The following is an 18,852-nucleotide window of genomic DNA, read 5'->3' as shown; positions in this document are numbered from 1 at the left end:
TATAATGTCTAAATGAATATACAATGCTTACCGCACAATATCTGACGTATCCCGATTACATCTATTTTAGCCGTTAACAGATCTATAAAGTAACAAATCAGGATGCTAACCAAGCACGCATATACACGACTAAAGTGTCCCTTTTAAACTAATATGAATAATGGCACTACGGCACTTCCGGGTCTATCACGAACGCTGGCTACAAACCTTAGATCGCTACCCGGTCATAATCCACAGTAGACTAGTTAGTAGAAGCCATCAAAAGTGGCAACTCAACTGAGTAACAGATCGTGTGATAAAAATACGGCTAACTCACTGTATGTACAGTTCATACAAAATAAATGGCCATTCATGCACCTACACAACTAACCTATATCTATATACGCAAGGACAGATTAAATCAACGGTGAAAGTAATCGATTCCCGCCCTTTGCCGATAAGATATTACTTATGAGCCGCTTTGGCTCCTCCACTGTAGCATAATCACTAGCCTCTTTACCATGGTAAAATCGTATAATGCATTAATCGTTGATGATAGCCCCTCAGATGTTGCCATTTTAACCGAGTACATCAGCGAAGCCAACATGGCCGTTACTCCTTACACAACCGACCAGGTTACGGAAGCCTATCAAGTACTAAATAGGCAGCCGATTGACCTGATCTTCCTGGATATGGATATCAATGGTGCATCAGGTTTTGATTTATTGGCCTTACTCCCCAGTCATCCGCCTATTATTGTTATCTCTGCTCACCCTGCCTACGCCGTCGATTGTTTCGATCTGGACATCGTTGACTTTATTCAAAAACCATATACGTCTTCGCGTTTATACCGGGCTATTAGCCGCGCCCTAACACCAGAGCAAGCACCGTCCAGCTCAACCGCCCTCCCGACGCTTCTGACCAAGCCCGCTCGGGAAACCATTTATTTAAAAGCCGGACGCAGAACAGAACGCTTTTTTCTAGACGAAATTCAGCTGATCGAAGCATACGGAATTTATAGTAAGCTACACCTTACGCATACGATGTCTGTTGTGAACGAAAAAATTTCCCAACTGGAGAGCCTACTCCCGGCCAATCAGTTTATCCGGATTCATAAATCGTTCATTGTCAACACAGCTTACATTACGGGCGTTGAGCCCAAGGCCATTTACCTCGACAAAACCCGCCTGATTATCGGCGTTACATTCCGCGATCATGTGCATAGCCAGCTGAAGCAACTCGGGGTCGAGCAGTAAAAAGGGAAACCAGCGCTCGTTATGGAGCGGCACCGGGTTGTAGCTTTGCCAACGCCCGTTTATTTTTTAATAGCACTGACTGGGCGATTGGCAGACATAAAATCGGTCAAAATCAGCGGTTTTCTATCTACCAATCGCTGCACGAGGCTTAGGCGAAGTATACGTGTACCAGCGTGCCTACACCAGCCTCACTTTCTACCTCGATACGGGCTTTCAGCATGGCACTCAACTGCTGGACAATGGATAGGCCGATGCCCTCGCCCGAAGTCGGTGACACGGCGGGTTCCTGCTCATTACGGGGCGTTGGTTCCGCTTTGTTAAGCAATTGGCGGATCGTTTGTTGGGGCATGCCCGGCCCCGTATCCTGCACACTGAGTTGCCAGCCACCATCGTCGCTGGCACGCCAGACGATGGTTACGCCCCCTTTCTGGGTGTATTTCAGGGCGTTCAGCACCAGATTTTGGGCAATCCGCTGAACCTTTACCAGGTCGCCCGATACGGGCAGCGTATCGGGCCCCTCGACGCGAATCCAAAGCTTCCGTTCTCCGGCAACGGGCTCCATACTCTGGCTAAGTTCGTGCAGAACCGTCGATGCGTCGAAGAACTGGTTATAAACCTTCTCCTGCCCCGACTCCAGACGCGAATAATCGAGCAGTTGGGTCAGCAGCGAAGTTACCTGCCCGAGATTTCGGTTCAACATACTCAGCATTTGCTCCCGTTCTTCTTTGGTGTCCATTAAATTCAGCAGTGAAGCGGCCCCTTGAATAACCCCAAAGCTACCCCGCAGGTCGTGAGACGTTGTTCGCAGAAACTCGCCCCGCTCCCGTACATACCGGCGCATCTGCTCCAGATCCTGCATGGTTTGCTGCGAACGCTCCAGTTCCTGAAGCCAGCGATCCTGCTGCTGTTCGGCCTGTTTCAGCAAGGTAATATCCAGCCCTGTCAGAATCACCCCATCGTCGTGTCTATCAATGGCCATGCTGATCCACCGCTCCTGGCCGCCCACAAGCTCCTGCCATTCCCGATAGGTAGCTTTACCGTTTTCGTGTACTTGCCGAAGCTGGTCCAGGGTTTCTTCATGCCACAGGCCATCGGCCAGTTCACTGGCCAGTTTGCCCGGAAGCCGTTTCATCGGCTCATGCACGACTTGAGCAAATTTCTGATTCCAGACCACGAGTTTAAAATCGGTCACCTCGTCCTGCTCTGACCGTACAGCCTTCAATAGGCCAATGGCAGCTGGAGATGTATCGAGAACAGCCTGCAAGTTTTCGGCCGTTCGGCTCAGTTCACTATTGGTCTGCAGCAGTTTATTATTGGCTACAGTCAGTTCATGCGTACGCTCCTGCACCCGGCTATCCAATTCCTGGTTCAGGCTTTTCTGCACATGCACCTCGGCACAGGTACCTATAAAGCCGCTAAACGTGCCATCGGGCCCAAACGTAGGCTGCGCGTTTTCCATCATCCAGCGGTATTCCCCATCGCTTCGCTTCAGCCGGTATTCGGCCTGATACGGCTCTCTGGCAATAAAACTGATTTTATACAACGCCACATACTCCGCGCGGTCTTCGGGGTGAATGTCTTTCACCCAGCCCTGTCCGGTATCCTGACTGACCGTATGACCCGTGTAGTTGAGCCAGGCTTTGTTGAAGAAGGTGTACCGGCTATCGGTCCCGGCCAACCAGATCAGCGTAGGCGCCGAGTCGATGATGTCGTTCAGCCAGACCTGGCGTTCTTCCATCATCTGCTGCACCTGCCGCTGCTCGGTGATGTCTTCGATAGCCAGCAGAATGGCTTCCTGCCGTTGCTGTTGAATAACCCGGCGGGCGTGTACCCGCATTACCTTTTCGCCAATATCCGGAAATACGTTCTTCATCTCGAAGCCCTGAATGAACTTATCCTGCCGGAAGACCTCCTCCAGCAATTCGCGCAGGCGTGGAATATCCCACTGCCGGTTACCGATTTCGTAGATCAGCCGCCCTACAGTCGTCTCCTCCTTCATGCCGTATAGCTGATAAAAGACCTGGTTGGCGCTTTTTACCCGAAGGTCTTTGTCGAGCACGAGTGTAGCCTCGCGAATGGTCGAAAAGATGGCTTCGGCATACATATAGGCTTCCGTGAGCTGATCGTTACGAAGCTGCAACTCCTGGTTGATCGTCTGAAGCTCTTCGTTGGTGGATTCAATTTCTTCTTTGCTCGTTTCCAGTTCTTCGTTGATGCTTTGCAGCTCTTCGTTGCTGCTCACGATCTCTTCGTTGGCTGATTGCAGCTCTTCATTCGCTATTTCATGCTCCTCAATGATGGCACGCATCTCTTCCCGAACAATAGCCAGTTCTTCCTCCAGGGGGTTATGATTACCATCCCTCAACTCCGACCCGGCGGGTATGGCCAGAGAAGCTTCCTGAAAAAGAATCAGAAACAAGCGCTCTTCAGTCCCATCGCCGACTGGCAGCACGTCGATAGAAACGAGGTGACTTTTCCCGTTTACCGTGATTGGCAGGCCCGACTTATGCACTGGCTGACCCGATCTGCGAACTTTATGAATCGAGCTCCGAATCTCGAAGGCCAGCGAGGGGCGTGCCATTTTCATCAGGTTCAGGCTGGCCCGGCCCGATGCATGTTCCAGGTACAGGCTGGTTTCTCCCCGGAACTGTACGATGTCCAACTCCTGATCGACCAGTACGCTGGCAGGCTTGAAGTGGTTCAGGAGTACCTGATCGACCAGTTTATCTAAATCATTCACAGCTTGAGGACTTTTACCTGATGGATGTCTACCGATAGTGGCCCCAGTAGTTCTGGGAGTCAATGTGGGGGACGCTTGGCTCCCGTTCGGGCGATCAACAATGGCCTCACTGACCGTTATACTGTCTGACCGCTCATTTTTACGGCTGAATAGTTTGTGATTCTTTTCAACAGGCGTAAACAAAGATACTTTAGAGCCAACCGTTTCGGACTTCCCGAGCAACAAATATCCATCAGGGTTCAGCGCATAATGAAACGTGATCAGTGCTTTTCGTTGTAATATCGTGTTGACATAAATCAACAGGTTTCGGCAACTAACCAGGTCGATTCGGGAAAAAGGCGGATCCTTGAAAATGTTGTGCGGAGCAAAAACGCACAGGTCCCGTATGGTTTTGCTGATCTGGTAAGTCGTGTGGTTTTTCGTAAAGAAGCGCTGTAAGCGCCTGGGCGATACGTTTGCCACTTCACTCAGGGAATAGGTACCCTGCCTGGCCCGGCCAATGGCCATCTCACTCAGGTCGGTCGCAAAAATCTGAACGGGTACCGAGTGCGCTTCGTCGGCGAATAGTTCTACGAGCATCATGGCCAGCGAATAGGCTTCCTGCCCCGTCGAACAGCCCGGCACCCATATTCGAAGCGGACTGCGCTCGGATTTGCGCTTGATGAGCCTGGGCAGTATATCCGTTTTTAGGAAAGTCATTGTTTCTTCATCCCTGAAAAAACTGGTTACGTTGATGAGTAGATCATTGTACAACAGACCTGGTTCCGCCGGGTGCAACCGTAAATAGTGCAGGTAGTCTTTCAGGGTTTCCTGTTTGTAGAGTACCATGCGCCGGATGATGCGCCGATGGATGGTGGTCATTTTGTACTGACTGAAGTCGACGTCGATGGCTTTTCTCAGGAATTGAATGATAGCCCGCAGGTCTTCCTCTAGGGCGTCATCTGTTGCAGGCAACGATTCGGCCTGTATCGTTTGCTGAAAGATAGCCGGCTGCTGGCTAAGCCGCTCCAGTTCGGCCGCTATCAATCGAGGGGGTAAAACCAGATCGACAACGCCCTCGGCAATGGCCGATTGCGGCATACTTATGTATTTGGCCGTCGAATCCTGGGCAAAGGTAATTCCTCCGGCCACTTTGATAGCCCGCAAACCCAGCGTACCGTCGTGTGCCATACCGGACAGCACAACCCCAATAGCGCCCTCTTTTTGGCGTTCGGCCAGGGATACAAAAAACTGGTCAATGGGCAAATGCTGGAATAATTCCAGAGTGCTATCCGATTCCGGCTCAGCTTTCCGCCGACGGGGCATCAGGGTCAGCACCCCGTCGATAATCTCCATATTTTTATTGGGCGGAATAATGTAAACCTTATTAGCTTCCACCCGAAGCAGGTGCTCGGCTTCCTGAACGGGCATCTGCGTTACCCGACTCAAAATGGCTGTCAGTTGACTTTCGTAGGTTGGGCTCAGGTGCTGAATATATACATAAGCCAATCCGGTAGTGGGCGACAGGTTTGCCAACAGTTCGGAAAAAGCTTCCATGCCGCCAGCCGACGCGCCAATCGCGACAACGGGTACGGGTGGTATTTTGCCGGGCTGCAGATCTATTGAGGAAGGGTGTTGAGGCATCATGTACAGTTTGTGAGTAAACCAATTGGTGGTTCAGTTGTTGAGTAATTTATTTCGGCATCAACCCGTCAACGTACGGACCGAATACAGGCACATCAAAGCCGAAACTTACAAATAGCTAGACAGTAAAAAAAGGACGAACCGAGTAGTTAGTATGCATGTAAGTACCACAAAAATGGCGAAACGGGATATAGTTGTCATCGGCTCGTCGGCCGGAGGTGTTCAGGCTCTCAAGGAGTTAGTAACCTCTTTACCGGCTGACTTTAAGGCACCCATTTTTATTGTACAACATGTAGCCCCTTATGCGATCAGTATGCTGCCGGAGATTTTAAACCATGCCGGTTCGCTCAAAGCAGTACACCCTACCGATGGCGACCCCATTCAGCCGGGACACATCTATCTGGCCCCACCCGACCACCACCTGCTGGTTGAGAAGGATCGGGTGCTGGTGAAAAAAGGTCCTAAAGAAAACCGATTCCGTCCGTCCATTGATGCGCTGTTCCGATCGGCGGCCTACACCTTCGGGTCGCGGGTGGTAGGCGTTGTGTTAACCGGTTTGCTCGACGATGGCACATCGGGTATGTGGTCAATCAAGCGATTGGGCGGCCTGGGCATTGTTCAGGAACCCGACGACGCCAAGTTTTCCAGCATGCCCGCCAGTGTGCTCGAATACGTTAATGTTGATTACGTTGCCCCGCTCACCGAACTGGGAAAGCTGCTTTGTCAAGTCACGACGGAGTACGCTCCGGAGACCCCAGAACTCTCTGAAGAAGAGGCCCATAGACTGCGAACGGAAATTAACATTGCTGCTCAGAAAAATGCCTTTGAGATGGGAACTCTAGACATTGGTGAATTATCCCCCCTTGCCTGCCCGGAATGCCATGGTGTACTGGTTCGATGGACCGAAGGCAAACTGATTCGCTACCGGTGTCATACAGGCCATACCTACACGGCGGGGGCCTTGTTGGCCGAAGTGGACAAATCCATTGAAGATAACCTGTGGAAATCGGTACGGGCTATCGAAGAAGCGATCATTCTGCTCGAAGAATCGGGGAAAGCATCTGCCCTGGGTGGTGATGAACCGATGGCCAAGCGGTTTTTCACCAAGGCTACCGAAAACCGGGCGCGGGCTGAAAAGCTGCATCAATTCATTTTTCAACAGGAACAATTCCTTCAGAAACCGGCCTGATAACGCGGGAATAGCCTGACAGAGGGCCGTTGCCTCACTAGTTGAATTAAACGATCAGGTTGTACCTTCTCCGTGGCCCATGAGGATCGGAACGCCGACCGCACGGACCACGGAGGAATTCAACTAATTACCCGCTAACTCATTACCGCTTGCGTTAATTCGGCAAACACCGCATTCCAATCGGCCACAAACCGGTCCAGCCCAAAATCTCGCCGGGCCAGCTCGCGGGCATTGTCGCCCATGCGCCGGGCTTCCGCCGGATTGTCTAGCAACTGCTCCATGGCGTCCATCAGTTCGTCGGGGTCCGTCGAGACAAACCCGTGAACGCCATTCTGAATAACTCGGGGTAATTCGGTCGTGGCCAGGGCCACAATGGGCATGCCAATCGTCATCGCTTCAATCACGGCCAGGGGCAAACTGCTGTAACGCATCGGACTGAACAGAAACCGATACTCAGCCACCGTCTGGTGCAGTTGGCTATAGTGAATTTCGCCAATGCCCCCGATCTCGGCTGATTTCATCCCGACTACCGTGAGCGGAAGCCGCTGCCGAAACTGCTCAAACAGATCGAAGCCGGCCATGCGCCCCCGGCGTTGCAGTTCATTCACCACCACAATCCCCTGCTTATGCCGACCGGTGTAGCGAACCGAGGTATCTATAGCCACGCTATGATTGATCACTCGAGTGGGTGTCTGGCCATTATCCCACATCAGCCGATTGTAGTTTGTTACATGAATAAGCACCGCCCCCGGATCATCGGCCGCCGGGTGCCGGGAGTCGGTGGGGTGCGGCTCGGGCGTATTGTGTTCGAGGTAGATAGTGGGCAACTGCCGCTGAGCCAGCGATAGAATCTCGAACCGATCGGTTTGGTAATTCCGGGGCGTCTGACAAATAACCAGGTCAAGATCGAGGTTTCGCACCGCATCGGCCGGTACTTCACGCACATAGTCGGGCATGGTCGAATCCTTGCCCCGGCCGCTGTAGCCTTCGGGTGCTCCAGGCTTTGTGGGCAGATACCAGTTGTGTTCGGCCTGGGTAATGGCCGTTAAATAGGCCCCATGAATGTGCCAGATCAGTATATTCAGTCGTCTCATTGCAGGTAAATTAATGGGTTCAGGCGTCTGCTGGCCCGTTTACATCGAGATGCCTAACCGCGCTAGCCAGCCAACTGTTTTTCACAAAATCGGTTTCGCCCGCCTTTTTTTGACCGGAGTCCGCTACCTCACTTTTTGAACATAAACGCTTCGTCATACGCCTGGATACTAACTGTGACCTGTAAGGTGTAGTTAAGCCCTGTACGATGGACAATTCTACTCAACATAAAACCGCGAATAGGCTATGGACAAGAGGCTAGCGCTTATTTCCGAACATGCGTCTCCCCTGGCAACCGTCGGTGGCATCGACGCGGGCGGACAGAACATTGCTGTGGCCGAACTGGCAAAAGAGTTAGCCCGGCTGGGGTTTACCGTCGACGTATTCACCCGGTGCTGTTCGCCAATGGCGCCAGAAATTGTCCAGTGGCACCCCCGCATACGGGTCATTCATATCACGGCCGGCGCACAAGACTGTTTAGCCAAGGAGGATCTACTCCCGCACATGGATGAGTTTGCCCGGAACATGAGCCGCTTTATCCGCAAGCAGGCGCTCACCTATTCGGTCGTCCACGCCCACTTCTTTATGTCGGGCCTGGTGGCCATGCAGCTCAAACGGGAGTTCCGGATTCCATTTATCATTACGTTTCATGCACTGGGGCTGGTCCGACGGCTATGCCAGGGCAGCAGCGACGGTTTTCCCATCGAACGAACACGCCTTGAACAGCGAATCATGCAGGAAGCCGACGGCATTGTGGCGCTTTGCCCGCAGGATAGCGACGACTTGCTGAAGCTTTACGGAGCCGACGCCCAAAAAATTACGATCATTCCGAACGGCTATAACCCGCAGGATTTCTTCCCGATCAGGCAGGAATTAGCGCGCCAAACCCTCGGCCTCAACGCCGAAGAACCCTTGCTGCTGCAACTGGGCCGGATGGTTCCCCGCAAAGGTGTCGACAATGTCATCCGGGCGGTATCGCTGCTGCTGCAACGGCACGGTATCGCGGCAAGGCTCCTGGTTGTGGGCGGTGATTCCCGAAATCCGGACCCGACGCTCACGCCCGAAATCGGGCGGCTCCAGCAACTGGCAACTGACCTGGGCGTGGCTCATCTGGTCACCTTTACCGGAAGCCGTAACCGCGACGAACTTCGGCATTATTACAGCGCGGCCGATGTGTTCGTGACAACACCCTGGTACGAGCCTTTCGGCATTACGCCCCTGGAGGCTATGGCCTGCGGAACACCCGTGATCGGGGCCGCTGTTGGAGGCATCAAGCATACGGTTCTGATTAACAAAACGGGATTTCTGGTACCGCCAAACGATTCATCGGCATTGGCCGAGAAACTGGCCGTGCTGATTAGCAATAAATCGCTTCGTCAGCGATACAGCCAGCAGGCCATCAGCCACGTAAAAGAAGGCTATACCTGGGCGCGGGTGGCGCAGCAAACGGCAGATCTGTATGACCTGGTCACCAATGGGCGTATCCGGAAAAGTATTCGGCTACGGACAGCGGATCACCAGGCTTCGTCACTTCAGATGCCGGGAATGCCGTGAACAAGGCTGTTTTCTGGGATAAAGATGGTACCCTGATTCCTGACATTCCGTATAATGTTGACCCGGCCAGAATCACCCTTTATCCGGATGCTGGCGATAGCCTATACCGCTTGAAGACGGCTGGTTACAAGCTGATTATTATTTCCAACCAATCGGGCGTTGCTCGGGGGCGCTTTACGGAAAATGACCTGGCCGGAGTTTGGGAACGGCTGACCCGACTATTGGCCCCATTCGGAGCGGAGCCCGATGGGTTTTACTATTGCCCACATGACCCTAATGGATCGGTACAGCCCTATGCCGGATCCTGCCTCTGCCGAAAGCCTGAACCGGGTCTGCTGATGAAAGCAGCTCAGGAACACCGGATAGACCTGAGCCAGTCGTGGATGGTGGGCGATATTCTGAACGATGTTGAGGCAGGCAACCGGGCGGGTTGTCGGACGATATTGCTTGACCGGGGAAACGAAACGGAGTGGTTGATGAACGCCCACCGGCAGCCAACCACAACAGCCGCTACGCTCAGCGAAGCAACGGAGTATATGTTGAGGGAGACAGCCAGGTGTACCAGACAGCAAGATGCTGTCTGAGCGATTTTCCTTCAACTCTATTTCCGTGGTTTGTTTGTATGTCCGTGGTCCGTGTCCTCACGGACCACCTGAGACCGAATGGTGTTGCTGACACGTGAGTGGTCCGTGTCGTCACGGACCATGGGAATGGAAATGAGGACACGAACCACGAAAATAGAAATAGCGACAGACCTTCAAGTCAGACCCAAAAAAGAAGTGCACAACGAATGACCGCAACGATATGGATTTTTGGAAAGATGGCTTGCGGATAGTATGTGTCAGGCTGGATAACTTAGGCGATGTGTTGATGACGAGCCCGGCCTTTCGGGCCATCAAAACGACCTGGCCCAACTGTCACCTGACCTTACTGACCTCCCCGGTGGGCGCGGCTGTTGCCGACTTCATCCCTGATGTGGATGACGTTATTTCGTTCGACGTACCCTGGGTAGCAGGAAAGAACAATCAGCCGGAGCAAATTATAGAACTGGCGAACCAGCTACGTCAGCACTCGTTCGATGAAGCCATTCTTTTCACGGTGCAGAGCCAGAGCCCGCTACCGGCTGCCATGCTGTGTTATATGGCCGGTATTCCCAGGGTGCTGGGCTACTGCCGCGAGAACCCATACGAACTCATAACCGACTGGGTGCCTGATCCTGAAGTGCTGGTCGCAACCCGCCACGAAGTCATCCGGCAACTGGAACTGGTGCAGCGAATTGGCTGCTACACCGATGACCAGCGCCTGTCATTCCGGTTACCAATGATGGACCGACAGCTGGCCCGGCAAAAACTTACAGCCGCCGGGATTGATTTCCACCGGCCCTGGCTAGTCCTGCATCCAGGCGTCAGTGAAGCCAAACGGCGCTACCCGGCCGAGAAGTTTACCCAGGCCGCTGACCGGCTTATGCAGGAGTTCGATTATCAGGTTGTGCTGACCGGCACCAAAGACGAACAGCCATTGACCCAAACGATCCAGAATGAGCTAACTGGGCAGGTGGTGGATCTGGCGGGCCAGCTCACCATTGGGCAGTTGGCGGGTGTCATTGCCGAAGCGCCCCTGCTCATCGCCAACAATACGGGCCCGGTGCATATTGCGGCTGCTGTCGGAACGCCTGTGGTGGTGCTTTATGCCAAAACGAATCCCCAGCATACGCCCTGGCTGGTGCCCAACCGGGTTCTGTATTTCGATGTACCCCCCAGCTTACGCTCAAAGAATACACTCTTACAACAATTTCCAGCCTCTCCCGGACCGGAAGCGTCGCCCGAGGCAATCGTTCGGGCCGTTAGTGAACTCATGGCCGAATGGCAATCCATTGCTTAAAACACACAACCTATGTACACGTTAGGAATCAACGCGGCTTTCCATGATCCAGCCGCCACCCTTGTCAAAGATGGTATCGTACTGGCAGCCGCCGAAGAGGAGCGCTTTACGCACATCAAACACGGCAAACGGCCCATTCCCTTTTCAACCTACGAACTTCCGTACAACGCCATCGACTTCTGCCTGAAGACAGCCGGTATCAGCCTGACGGATGTCGATCATATTGCGTACTCCTTCGACCCAGGCCTGGTCATCGGCGATCATCAGGATAAAAATACCGTCGAGATTCCGCTTCGGCCGGGTGTTTCCTCGCTGAATGGCTGGCAGAATCCATACGACGGGCTTTTCTTATCGTCCATTCTCAACGCGCCCGGCCATCTGGTCGATGGCGTTCCGCTGCACCTGGCCGACCGGTTTAGGGGTGCTACGGCCCAAGGGCCTTATCAGTGGCATTTTGTGAATCACCACCTCGCCCACGCAGCCAGCGCATTTCTGCCCAGCCCCTACGAACGGGCGGCCGTTCTGGTGCTCGATGGCCGGGGCGAAGTGGCCACCACCAGCTATTGGTTGGGCGAAGGCAACCAGATGAGCCTGCTGGATGAGGTGAAATTACCGCATTCGCTAGGTCTGCTTTACGAACAACTAACCACTTATCTGGGCTTTCTGCACTCGTCTGATGAATATAAGGTCATGGCCGTGGCGTCATATGGGCAGCCCGTTTATGTCGATCAGTTCCGTCAGCTGATTCAGGCTGGAGCAGGGGGCCAATATACAATTGCACCTCTGCGGCTGGAAGAAACCTTCGGCCCGGCCCGCCAGCGAGGTGGCCCGCTGGAGCAGCGTCATTTCGATCTGGCCCATTCGGTACAGGCCGTTCTGGAAGAAACCGTGCTTAACCTGCTCACGTGGCTCCACGACAAAACGCAGGTCGATTCGGTTTGTCTGGCGGGTGGCGTGGCGCTCAATTGCGTCATGAATGCCCGGCTCCGCGACAGAGGACCGTTTAAAAACATCTGGGTTCAGCCAGCCGCCGGTGATGCCGGTACGGCGTTGGGAGCCGCCATGTGGATAGACGCCCAGCAACGCCAGGCCGGTGATCGCAACGAACGGCGCTACCAGATGCACCACGCCTATCTTGGTCCGCAGTTCAGCGACGACGATATCGAAGCGTTCCTGCGCTGGTCGAAGCTCCCCTATCGTCGCCTGACCGACGTGTCGCAGGAAGTAGCGGCCTACCTGGCGTCGGGGCATATTATTGGCTGGTTTCAGCAGGGCATGGAGTTTGGTCCGCGCGCTCTGGGTGCCCGGTCTATCCTGGCCCCTCCATTCCCAGCCGAGATGCAGGCCCGGTTGAACGATCTGAAAGACCGGGAGGATTTCCGGCCCGTTGCCCCGGCCGTGCTGGAAGAAGCCGCCGATACGTATTTTATCAACGCCCGCCAGTCGCCGTTTATGCTGTTCGTCAACGATGTGCGCCCCAACATGGTCAGTACGATCCCGGCCGTTACCCATACCGATGGAACCGCCCGGATTCAGACGGTGAATGAACAGCAGAACAAGCCGTATTATGACCTGATCAAAGCCTTTGCCGAACAAACGGGTGTACCGGTTCTGGTAAATACCTCCTTCAACACACGGGGCGAACCGGTTGTCTGTACGCCCCGCGATGCAGTTGAATCGTTCTGGACATCGCCCCTTGATGCGCTGGTGATCGGCTCGTTTATGCTGGAGAAAAACAGCGATGGCCCTAAAGAAGCATACAATACATTAACCCAGCCGGAAAGCATCACCGCTGACGCCCAGTAAACGATGGAAAAACCGGTAGTCACCGTGGTCATTCCTACCTACCAGCGACCCGCCCTGTTGCGAAACTGCCTGGAAGCCCTTGCCAACCAGCAACTGCCAACCGATCAGTTTGAGGTGCTCGTGGTCGACGATGGCAATGAACCAGCGGTGGCCCAGGCAAGCCAGGATGTAGCTCGGCAAACAGGCCTTTCGATCCGGTATCTTGGTCAGACACAGCGTCGGGGACCGGCTGCCGCCCGAAACGCCGGGTGGCGGTCGGCCCGTACGCCTTACATCGCCTTCACCGACGATGACTGCCTGCCGCAACCCGGTTGGCTTAGTACGGCAATGGCCCAGTTTAGTCGGGGGGCGCAGGTCATCACCGGGCGCGTGCGCATGCCGATGCCCGAACAGCCTACCCATCATGACAAAACAACGGCTCTACTCGAAACCGCCGAATTCGTAACAGCGAACCTATTTTGCCGCCGGTCGGTGCTGGAGCAGGTGGATGGTTTCGATGAGCGGTTTGACATTGCCTGGCGCGAAGACAGTGATCTGCACTTCAAAATTTTGCAGGCCCGCATCCCGATACTAGTCTGCCCCGAAGCCGTTATTGTCCACCCGCTTCGGCAGGCGCCCTGGTATGCCACCCTCCGCGACGAACGGAAGAACCGCTACGATGCTCTTCTTTACAAGAAGCATCCGGCTTTGTTCAGAGAGCGAATTCCGGCTTACAAATGGCTGGTGGTGCGGTATTATGCCACGGTACTGGCTTTCTTCATTGGGCTGCTGGCCCTGGTTACGGATAACAGCCCGCTGACTATCGCTTGTTTTTATCTTTGGCTGCTGCTCACGCTGGCCTTGATGAGTGAGCGGTTAGCCGACCAGCGACTGAACTGGGCAACCGTAAAACCAGCTCTTTTAACCAGCCTGATGACCCCATTTCTGTCGGTTTACTGGCGGCTATACGGGGCCTTTTCGTATCGGGTCTGGTACTTGTAAAACCTTTGATTACCAACACGCCACCGACTCACCAACATGGATAAACTGACCAGCGCGCTAGGGTATACACCTAAAAAAATAGCTATTTTCCGAGCCATCAAGCTCGGCGATTTATTATGTGTCATACCCGCGTTCAGAGCACTACGAGCCGCCTTTCCCGAAGCCCATATCGCGTTGATCAGTTTACCCTGGGCGGCTGAATTTGTGGCTGGTTATCCGCAATACCTTGATGAGTTTATTCTGTTTCCCGGTTGGCCGGGTTTGCCCGAACAACCCGTCGATCCCGTTCGGACGGTAGACTTTTTACAACAGATGCAGGCCCGTCAGTGGGATGTGATGCTGCAAATGCAGGGCAACGGAACCTTGGTCAATGCGATGGTAAGCCTTATCAATGCCAACGTCACGGCGGGTTATTATCCGGCCGATGTACCGTCGGAAGCGTGGGCAGCCCACTCTGGCCTGTTTCAACCCTATCCCATCAACAGCCACGAAGTGCATCGGCATGTCGGTTTCATGACGTTTTTGGGTATTCCCTCACAAGGGTATGCCCTGGAATTTGAACCGGGAGACGCGGCAAAAAAACAGGTCCTCACCCTGCTTACTGATGTACAAGTTACACCCGGTCAATACGTTTGCCTGCACCCCGGCGGTATATCGGGTAGACGCTGGCCCGCTCATCGCTTTGCCGAAGTTGGGGATGCGCTCGCCCAAAAAGGGTACACCATTATTCTGACGGGAACGACCGCCGAGAGCCCCATCCATGACGATGTTCGGGAGCATATGACCCACCCGGTTCTCTCCTTAGCCGGCCAAACCAACCTCAACACGTTAGGCGCAGTCCTGCATTTTTCGGCCCTGCTGGTTAGCAATGACACCGGCGTTGCTCACCTGGCAACCGCCTGTCACACACCGAGTGTTATTCTGTTTACCTCCGCCAGCCCGGCCGAATGGGGGCCACTCGACACCAGTCGCCACCGGATTATCCGGGAAGAAGATGCCCAGGGGCCTCAGTCAGTAATAGCCGAAGCCCTAACGTTACTGACAAACTAAAAAGGTCGTAACCCAGAGATGCACGGAGAAAAAATCATTAAATCTCCAAGAATCTTTTTACCCTCTCTGCATCTCTGTGCATATCCTATTCCGGAGCCAATATAACATGAAACCATTTTTTATTTGGGCTCTACCAACAATCTCATTATCAAATTGACGCGCTGACCTTTTTATCCTAATTTTATGGACCATTAATCTCTATTGTCCGAATACAACTAATTTCATGAGAACACAACTTCTTACCGTAGCCCTGTTGCTGCCCATGCTGGCCTTTGCCCAATCCAAGCCCAAAAAAGCAGCGACCGCTACCGTCGACAAAGACAAGCAGGCGATCCTGGCCGATCTGGACAAACGGTCGCCCGAATTTGCCGGTATCTCGAAGCAAATCTGGGACTTCGCTGAACTGGGTTATATGGAGGAGAAGAGCTCCAAACTTCTTGAAGACCAGCTGGTTAAAGAAGGCTTTGACGTCAAAACGGGCGTAGCAGGTATTCCAACAGCTTTTGTAGCTACATACGGTTCCGGTAAACCCGTCATTGGTATCCTGGGCGAATACGACGCCCTGCCCGGACTCGCGACGGAGGCCAAACCCGATTTCACGCCTATACAGGGACAACGCGGTGGACACGGCTGTGGCCATAACCTGTTCGGGACGGCTTCGATGGCAGCGGCCGTAGAAGTTAAAAACTGGCTTAAGTCATCGGGTCATTCGGGAACAATCAAGATTTATGGCTGTCCGGCCGAAGAAGGTGGCGCCGGAAAAGTATACATGGTCCGGGAGGGCTTGTTCAACGATGTCGACGTCGTTTTACACTGGCATCCCGGCTCGCAGAATGCCGCTGATGCGGGCACGTCGCTGGCGAACAAGAACGCTAAGTTTCGTTTTCGGGGTATTGCCGCCCACGCGGCTGCTTCGCCCGAGCGGGGCCGGTCGGCGCTGGATGGCGTTGAAGCCATGGATTACATGGTGAACATGATGCGCGAACACATCCCGCAGGATACCCGCATTCACTACGTCATTACGAAAGGGGGCGACGCGCCGAACGTGGTCCCGGCTTTCGCGGAGGTCTATTACTACGCTCGCCATAAAGACCGGGACATCCTGCAAAGTGTCTGGAAACGAATTGAGAACGCAGCCGAAGGAGCGGCCAAAGGAACCGGCACCAAAGTAGAGTGGGAAGTTCTTGGGGGCGTATTTAACCTACTGCCCAACGTGACACTGGCCGAAGTGATGCACCAGAATCTGAAAACGGTGGGTGGTGTCACCTACACCCCGGAAGAAACTGCCTTTGCCGAGAAGATCAGCGAGACCTTTGGCGAGCAAAAAGTACCCGTAACGAACGCAGCCCTGGTCAAAGATTTCCGCGATGCCTCCGAAAGTGCGACCAGTGGCGGCTCTACCGACGTGGGCGACGTGAGCTGGACCGTCCCAACGGTTGGGCTACAAACGGCGACCTGGGTGCCGGGCTCATCGGCCCATAGCTGGCAATCGACAGCGGCCAGCGGCATGAGCATTGGTCAGAAAGGCATGATCGTAGCGGCCAAAACGTTAGCCCTTACCGCCCTGGATTTATACAAGTCTCCGGCCCTCATCGAGAAAGCCCGTGCCGAGTGGCTGCAGAAGCGCGGAGCCAACTTTAAATACGAAGCGCTGCTCGGCGATAGAAAACCAGCCCTGGATTACCGGAAATAGCCTTGCCCGGTGCGGTCGAAGTCTGTACCTTTGCGGCAGAATTCAAAGAGCGAAAGAGTGAATGAACGAAAGAACGGAGTTCCATCCGTCGACACGCTTCACTCTTTCACTCTTTCACTCTTTCGCTCTTTACCTAATGCTTCGGACGCACACCTGCGGAGAACTCCGCCTTACCGACGATAACACGACAGCCACCCTGTGCGGCTGGGTTCAGACCATCCGCGACAAAGGCGGTGTTTTATGGATTGACCTCCGTGACCGCTACGGCATCACCCAACTATTGCTCGAAGACGGGCAAACCGCGCCTGAATTATTCACGACGGCCCGTTCGCTCGGCCGCGAATTTGTCGTGAAAGCGACCGGGACGGTTATCGAACGGAAATCCAAAAACCCAAACATCCCGACGGGTGATATTGAGTTGAAAGTAACGTCGCTGGAGGTGCTGAATCCCGCCAAGCTGCCGCCTTTTCTGATTGAAGATGAAACCGACGGGGGCGATGACCTCCGGATGAAATACCGATACCTCGATTTACGCCGGAATCCCGTTCGGCGGAGTCTGGAACTGCGCCACCGCATGGCCCAGCAAACCCGGGTGTATATGGATGGGCAGAACTTCATTGAAGTTGAAACCCCGGTTCTGATCAAATCGACACCCGAAGGCGCACGGGATTTTGTGGTGCCTAGCCGGATGAATCCGGGCGAGTTTTATGCCCTACCCCAGTCGCCCCAAACGTTTAAGCAGTTGCTGATGGTATCGGGTTTTGACCGGTATTACCAGATTGTCAAGTGCTTCCGTGACGAAGACCTCCGCGCCGACCGCCAGCCGGAGTTTACCCAGATCGACTGCGAAATGTCGTTTGTGGAGCAGGAAGATATCCTGAATATGTTTGAAGGGCTGGTCCGGCACTTGTTCAAAGCCGTCAAGGGTATCGACATGGCCACCGTGCCCCGCATGACCTACGCCGATGCCATGAAGTTTTATGGTTCCGATAAACCCGACACGCGGTTTGGCATGGAGTTCGTGGAACTCAAAGGCACCTTCGATACGGTCGATATGACATCGGGAAAAGGGTTTGGCGTCTTCGATTCGGCCGAACTAGTCGTCGGCATCAACGTACCCGGCTGCGCTCACTACACCCGCAAACAACTCGACGAACTGACCGACTGGATCAAACGCCCGCAAATTGGGGCCAAAGGCCTGATTTATGTTCGTTACAATGAAGATGGAACATTAAAGTCATCCGTCGATAAGTTTTATTCCGAAGCGGACCTAAAAGGCTGGGCCGCTCATTTCGGCGCCAAGCCCGGCGACCTGATGCTGATCCTATCGGGCGATGCAGCCAAAGCCCGTAAACAATTGAGCGAGTTACGTCTGGAAATGGGGAGCCGTCTGGGCCTCCGCGATCCAAACGTGTTCAGTACCCTGTGGGTGCTTGATTTCCCCTTGCTGGAATACGGCGAAGAAGAGCAACGCTGGTTTGCCATGCACCACCCGTTCACCTCACCCAAGCCCGAAGACATTCCCTTGCTGGATACTGATTTGGGCGCTGTTCGGGCCAATGCGTATGACCTGGTCATTAACGGAACCGAAGTAGGTGGCGGCTCGATCCGGATTTTCAACCGCGATCTGCAGGCACGGATGTTCAGTATTCTGGGCTTCTCCGACGAAGAAGCCAAAGCGCAGTTCGGGTTCCTGATGGATGCCTTCGAGTTTGGTGCACCACCCCATGGCGGAATTGCCTTCGGCTTCGACCGGCTTTGTTCGCTCTTCGGCGGTGCGGACTCGATTCGCGATTTTATTGCTTTCCCGAAAAACAACTCGGGTCGCGATGTCATGATTGATTCGCCCTCTCCCATCTCGCAGGCACAGCTGAATGAGTTAAAAATCGCAACCGTAGCGAAATAAGGAGTTAACCGCAGAGGCACAAAGGCCACGGAGATCAGTTGTTTCTCGCTGTGGCCTTTATGCCTCTGCGGTTAACCTCTTTTTAGCTCTTACCGTACATTC

Annotated in this window: 12 protein-coding genes; 10 read left to right on the top strand and 2 right to left on the bottom strand. The window is 54.0% G+C overall.

All coding sequences use genetic code 11. From position 1 onward, the window contains the following. Window positions 1–500 precede the first annotated feature (500 nt). A complete protein-coding gene (locus tag SD10_RS02850; RefSeq protein WP_046375598.1) occupies window positions 501–1,235 on the top strand; it encodes a LytR/AlgR family response regulator transcription factor in 735 nt (244 codons plus the stop codon). A 148-nt stretch (window positions 1,236–1,383) separates the two neighbouring features. Here SD10_RS02850 and SD10_RS02845 read toward each other — a convergent pair whose 3' ends face one another. Beyond that, complete coding sequence (locus SD10_RS02845) at window positions 1,384–5,601, bottom strand: CheR family methyltransferase (RefSeq protein WP_052731051.1); 4,218 nt, start codon at window positions 5,599–5,601, stop codon at window positions 1,384–1,386. Window positions 5,602–5,752: 151 nt separating this feature from the next. On the opposite strand from SD10_RS02845, the gene SD10_RS02840 reads away from it, so the two are divergent. Then, on the top strand, window positions 5,753–6,787 hold the full coding sequence (locus tag SD10_RS02840) for a chemotaxis protein CheB (protein ID WP_316933125.1): 1,035 nt from the start codon (window positions 5,753–5,755) through the stop codon (window positions 6,785–6,787). A gap of 134 nt (window positions 6,788–6,921) precedes the next feature. On the opposite strand, the gene SD10_RS02835 is transcribed toward SD10_RS02840, so the two are convergent. Further along, a complete protein-coding gene (locus SD10_RS02835; RefSeq protein ID WP_046375597.1) occupies window positions 6,922–7,881 on the bottom strand; it encodes a glycosyltransferase in 960 nt (319 codons plus the stop codon). Between the two features lie 244 nt (window positions 7,882–8,125). Here SD10_RS02835 and SD10_RS02830 point away from each other — a divergent pair, with 244 nt between their 5' ends. The 8 genes from SD10_RS02830 to aspS all read left to right on the top strand — a co-directional run bounded on the left by SD10_RS02830 (window position 8,126) and on the right by aspS (window position 18,750). After that, entirely contained in the window at window positions 8,126–9,433 is a 1,308-nt protein-coding gene (locus SD10_RS02830; protein ID WP_046375596.1) for a glycosyltransferase family 4 protein, read from the top strand. Then, window positions 9,430–10,017, top strand: a complete 588-nt coding sequence (locus tag SD10_RS02825) for a D-glycero-alpha-D-manno-heptose-1,7-bisphosphate 7-phosphatase (RefSeq protein WP_046375595.1) — start codon at window positions 9,430–9,432, stop codon at window positions 10,015–10,017. The genes SD10_RS02830 and SD10_RS02825 overlap by 4 nt, the downstream gene beginning before the upstream one ends. 220 nt (window positions 10,018–10,237) lie before the next feature. Beyond that, complete coding sequence (waaF, locus tag SD10_RS02820; protein WP_046375594.1) at window positions 10,238–11,314, top strand: lipopolysaccharide heptosyltransferase II; 1,077 nt, start codon at window positions 10,238–10,240, stop codon at window positions 11,312–11,314. Window positions 11,315–11,326: 12 nt separating this feature from the next. Further along, a complete protein-coding gene (locus SD10_RS02815) occupies window positions 11,327–13,120 on the top strand; it encodes a carbamoyltransferase family protein (protein WP_046375593.1) in 1,794 nt (597 codons plus the stop codon). 3 nt (window positions 13,121–13,123) lie between these two features. Next, window positions 13,124–14,101, top strand: a complete 978-nt coding sequence (locus SD10_RS02810; protein ID WP_046375592.1) for a glycosyltransferase family 2 protein — start codon at window positions 13,124–13,126, stop codon at window positions 14,099–14,101. A gap of 36 nt (window positions 14,102–14,137) precedes the next feature. Next, window positions 14,138–15,151, top strand: a complete 1,014-nt coding sequence (locus SD10_RS02805) for a glycosyltransferase family 9 protein (RefSeq protein ID WP_046375591.1) — start codon at window positions 14,138–14,140, stop codon at window positions 15,149–15,151. A gap of 223 nt (window positions 15,152–15,374) precedes the next feature. After that, window positions 15,375–16,844: an amidohydrolase gene (locus SD10_RS02800; protein ID WP_046375590.1), complete on the top strand. Its 1,470-nt coding sequence runs from the start codon at window positions 15,375–15,377 to the stop codon at window positions 16,842–16,844. A 136-nt stretch (window positions 16,845–16,980) separates the two neighbouring features. Continuing rightward, a complete protein-coding gene (gene aspS / locus SD10_RS02795) occupies window positions 16,981–18,750 on the top strand; it encodes an aspartate--tRNA ligase (RefSeq protein WP_046375589.1) in 1,770 nt (589 codons plus the stop codon). Window positions 18,751–18,852: the final 102 nt, after the last annotated feature.

This window comes from Spirosoma radiotolerans, from assembly GCF_000974425.1.
Classification (GTDB): domain Bacteria; phylum Bacteroidota; class Bacteroidia; order Cytophagales; family Spirosomataceae; genus Spirosoma; species Spirosoma radiotolerans.
This window is presented reverse-complemented; position numbering and strand designations above follow the sequence as displayed.

Bases quoted from the DNA above. Each gene is read 5' to 3' on its own strand.
- SD10_RS02850 (WP_046375598.1), top strand. From the start codon at position 501: ATGGTAAAATCGTATAATGCATTAATCGTTGATGATAGCCCCTCAGAT.
- SD10_RS02845 (WP_052731051.1), bottom strand. From the start codon at position 5,601: ATGATGCCTCAACACCCTTCCTCAATAGATCTGCAGCCCGGCAAAATA.
- SD10_RS02840 (WP_316933125.1), top strand. From the start codon at position 5,753: ATGCATGTAAGTACCACAAAAATGGCGAAACGGGATATAGTTGTCATC.
- SD10_RS02835 (WP_046375597.1), bottom strand. From the start codon at position 7,881: ATGAGACGACTGAATATACTGATCTGGCACATTCATGGGGCCTATTTA.
- SD10_RS02830 (WP_046375596.1), top strand. From the start codon at position 8,126: ATGGACAAGAGGCTAGCGCTTATTTCCGAACATGCGTCTCCCCTGGCA.
- waaF (WP_046375594.1), top strand. From the start codon at position 10,238: ATGGATTTTTGGAAAGATGGCTTGCGGATAGTATGTGTCAGGCTGGAT.
- SD10_RS02815 (WP_046375593.1), top strand. From the start codon at position 11,327: ATGTACACGTTAGGAATCAACGCGGCTTTCCATGATCCAGCCGCCACC.
- SD10_RS02810 (WP_046375592.1), top strand. From the start codon at position 13,124: ATGGAAAAACCGGTAGTCACCGTGGTCATTCCTACCTACCAGCGACCC.
- SD10_RS02805 (WP_046375591.1), top strand. From the start codon at position 14,138: ATGGATAAACTGACCAGCGCGCTAGGGTATACACCTAAAAAAATAGCT.
- SD10_RS02800 (WP_046375590.1), top strand. From the start codon at position 15,375: ATGAGAACACAACTTCTTACCGTAGCCCTGTTGCTGCCCATGCTGGCC.
- aspS (WP_046375589.1), top strand. From the start codon at position 16,981: ATGCTTCGGACGCACACCTGCGGAGAACTCCGCCTTACCGACGATAAC.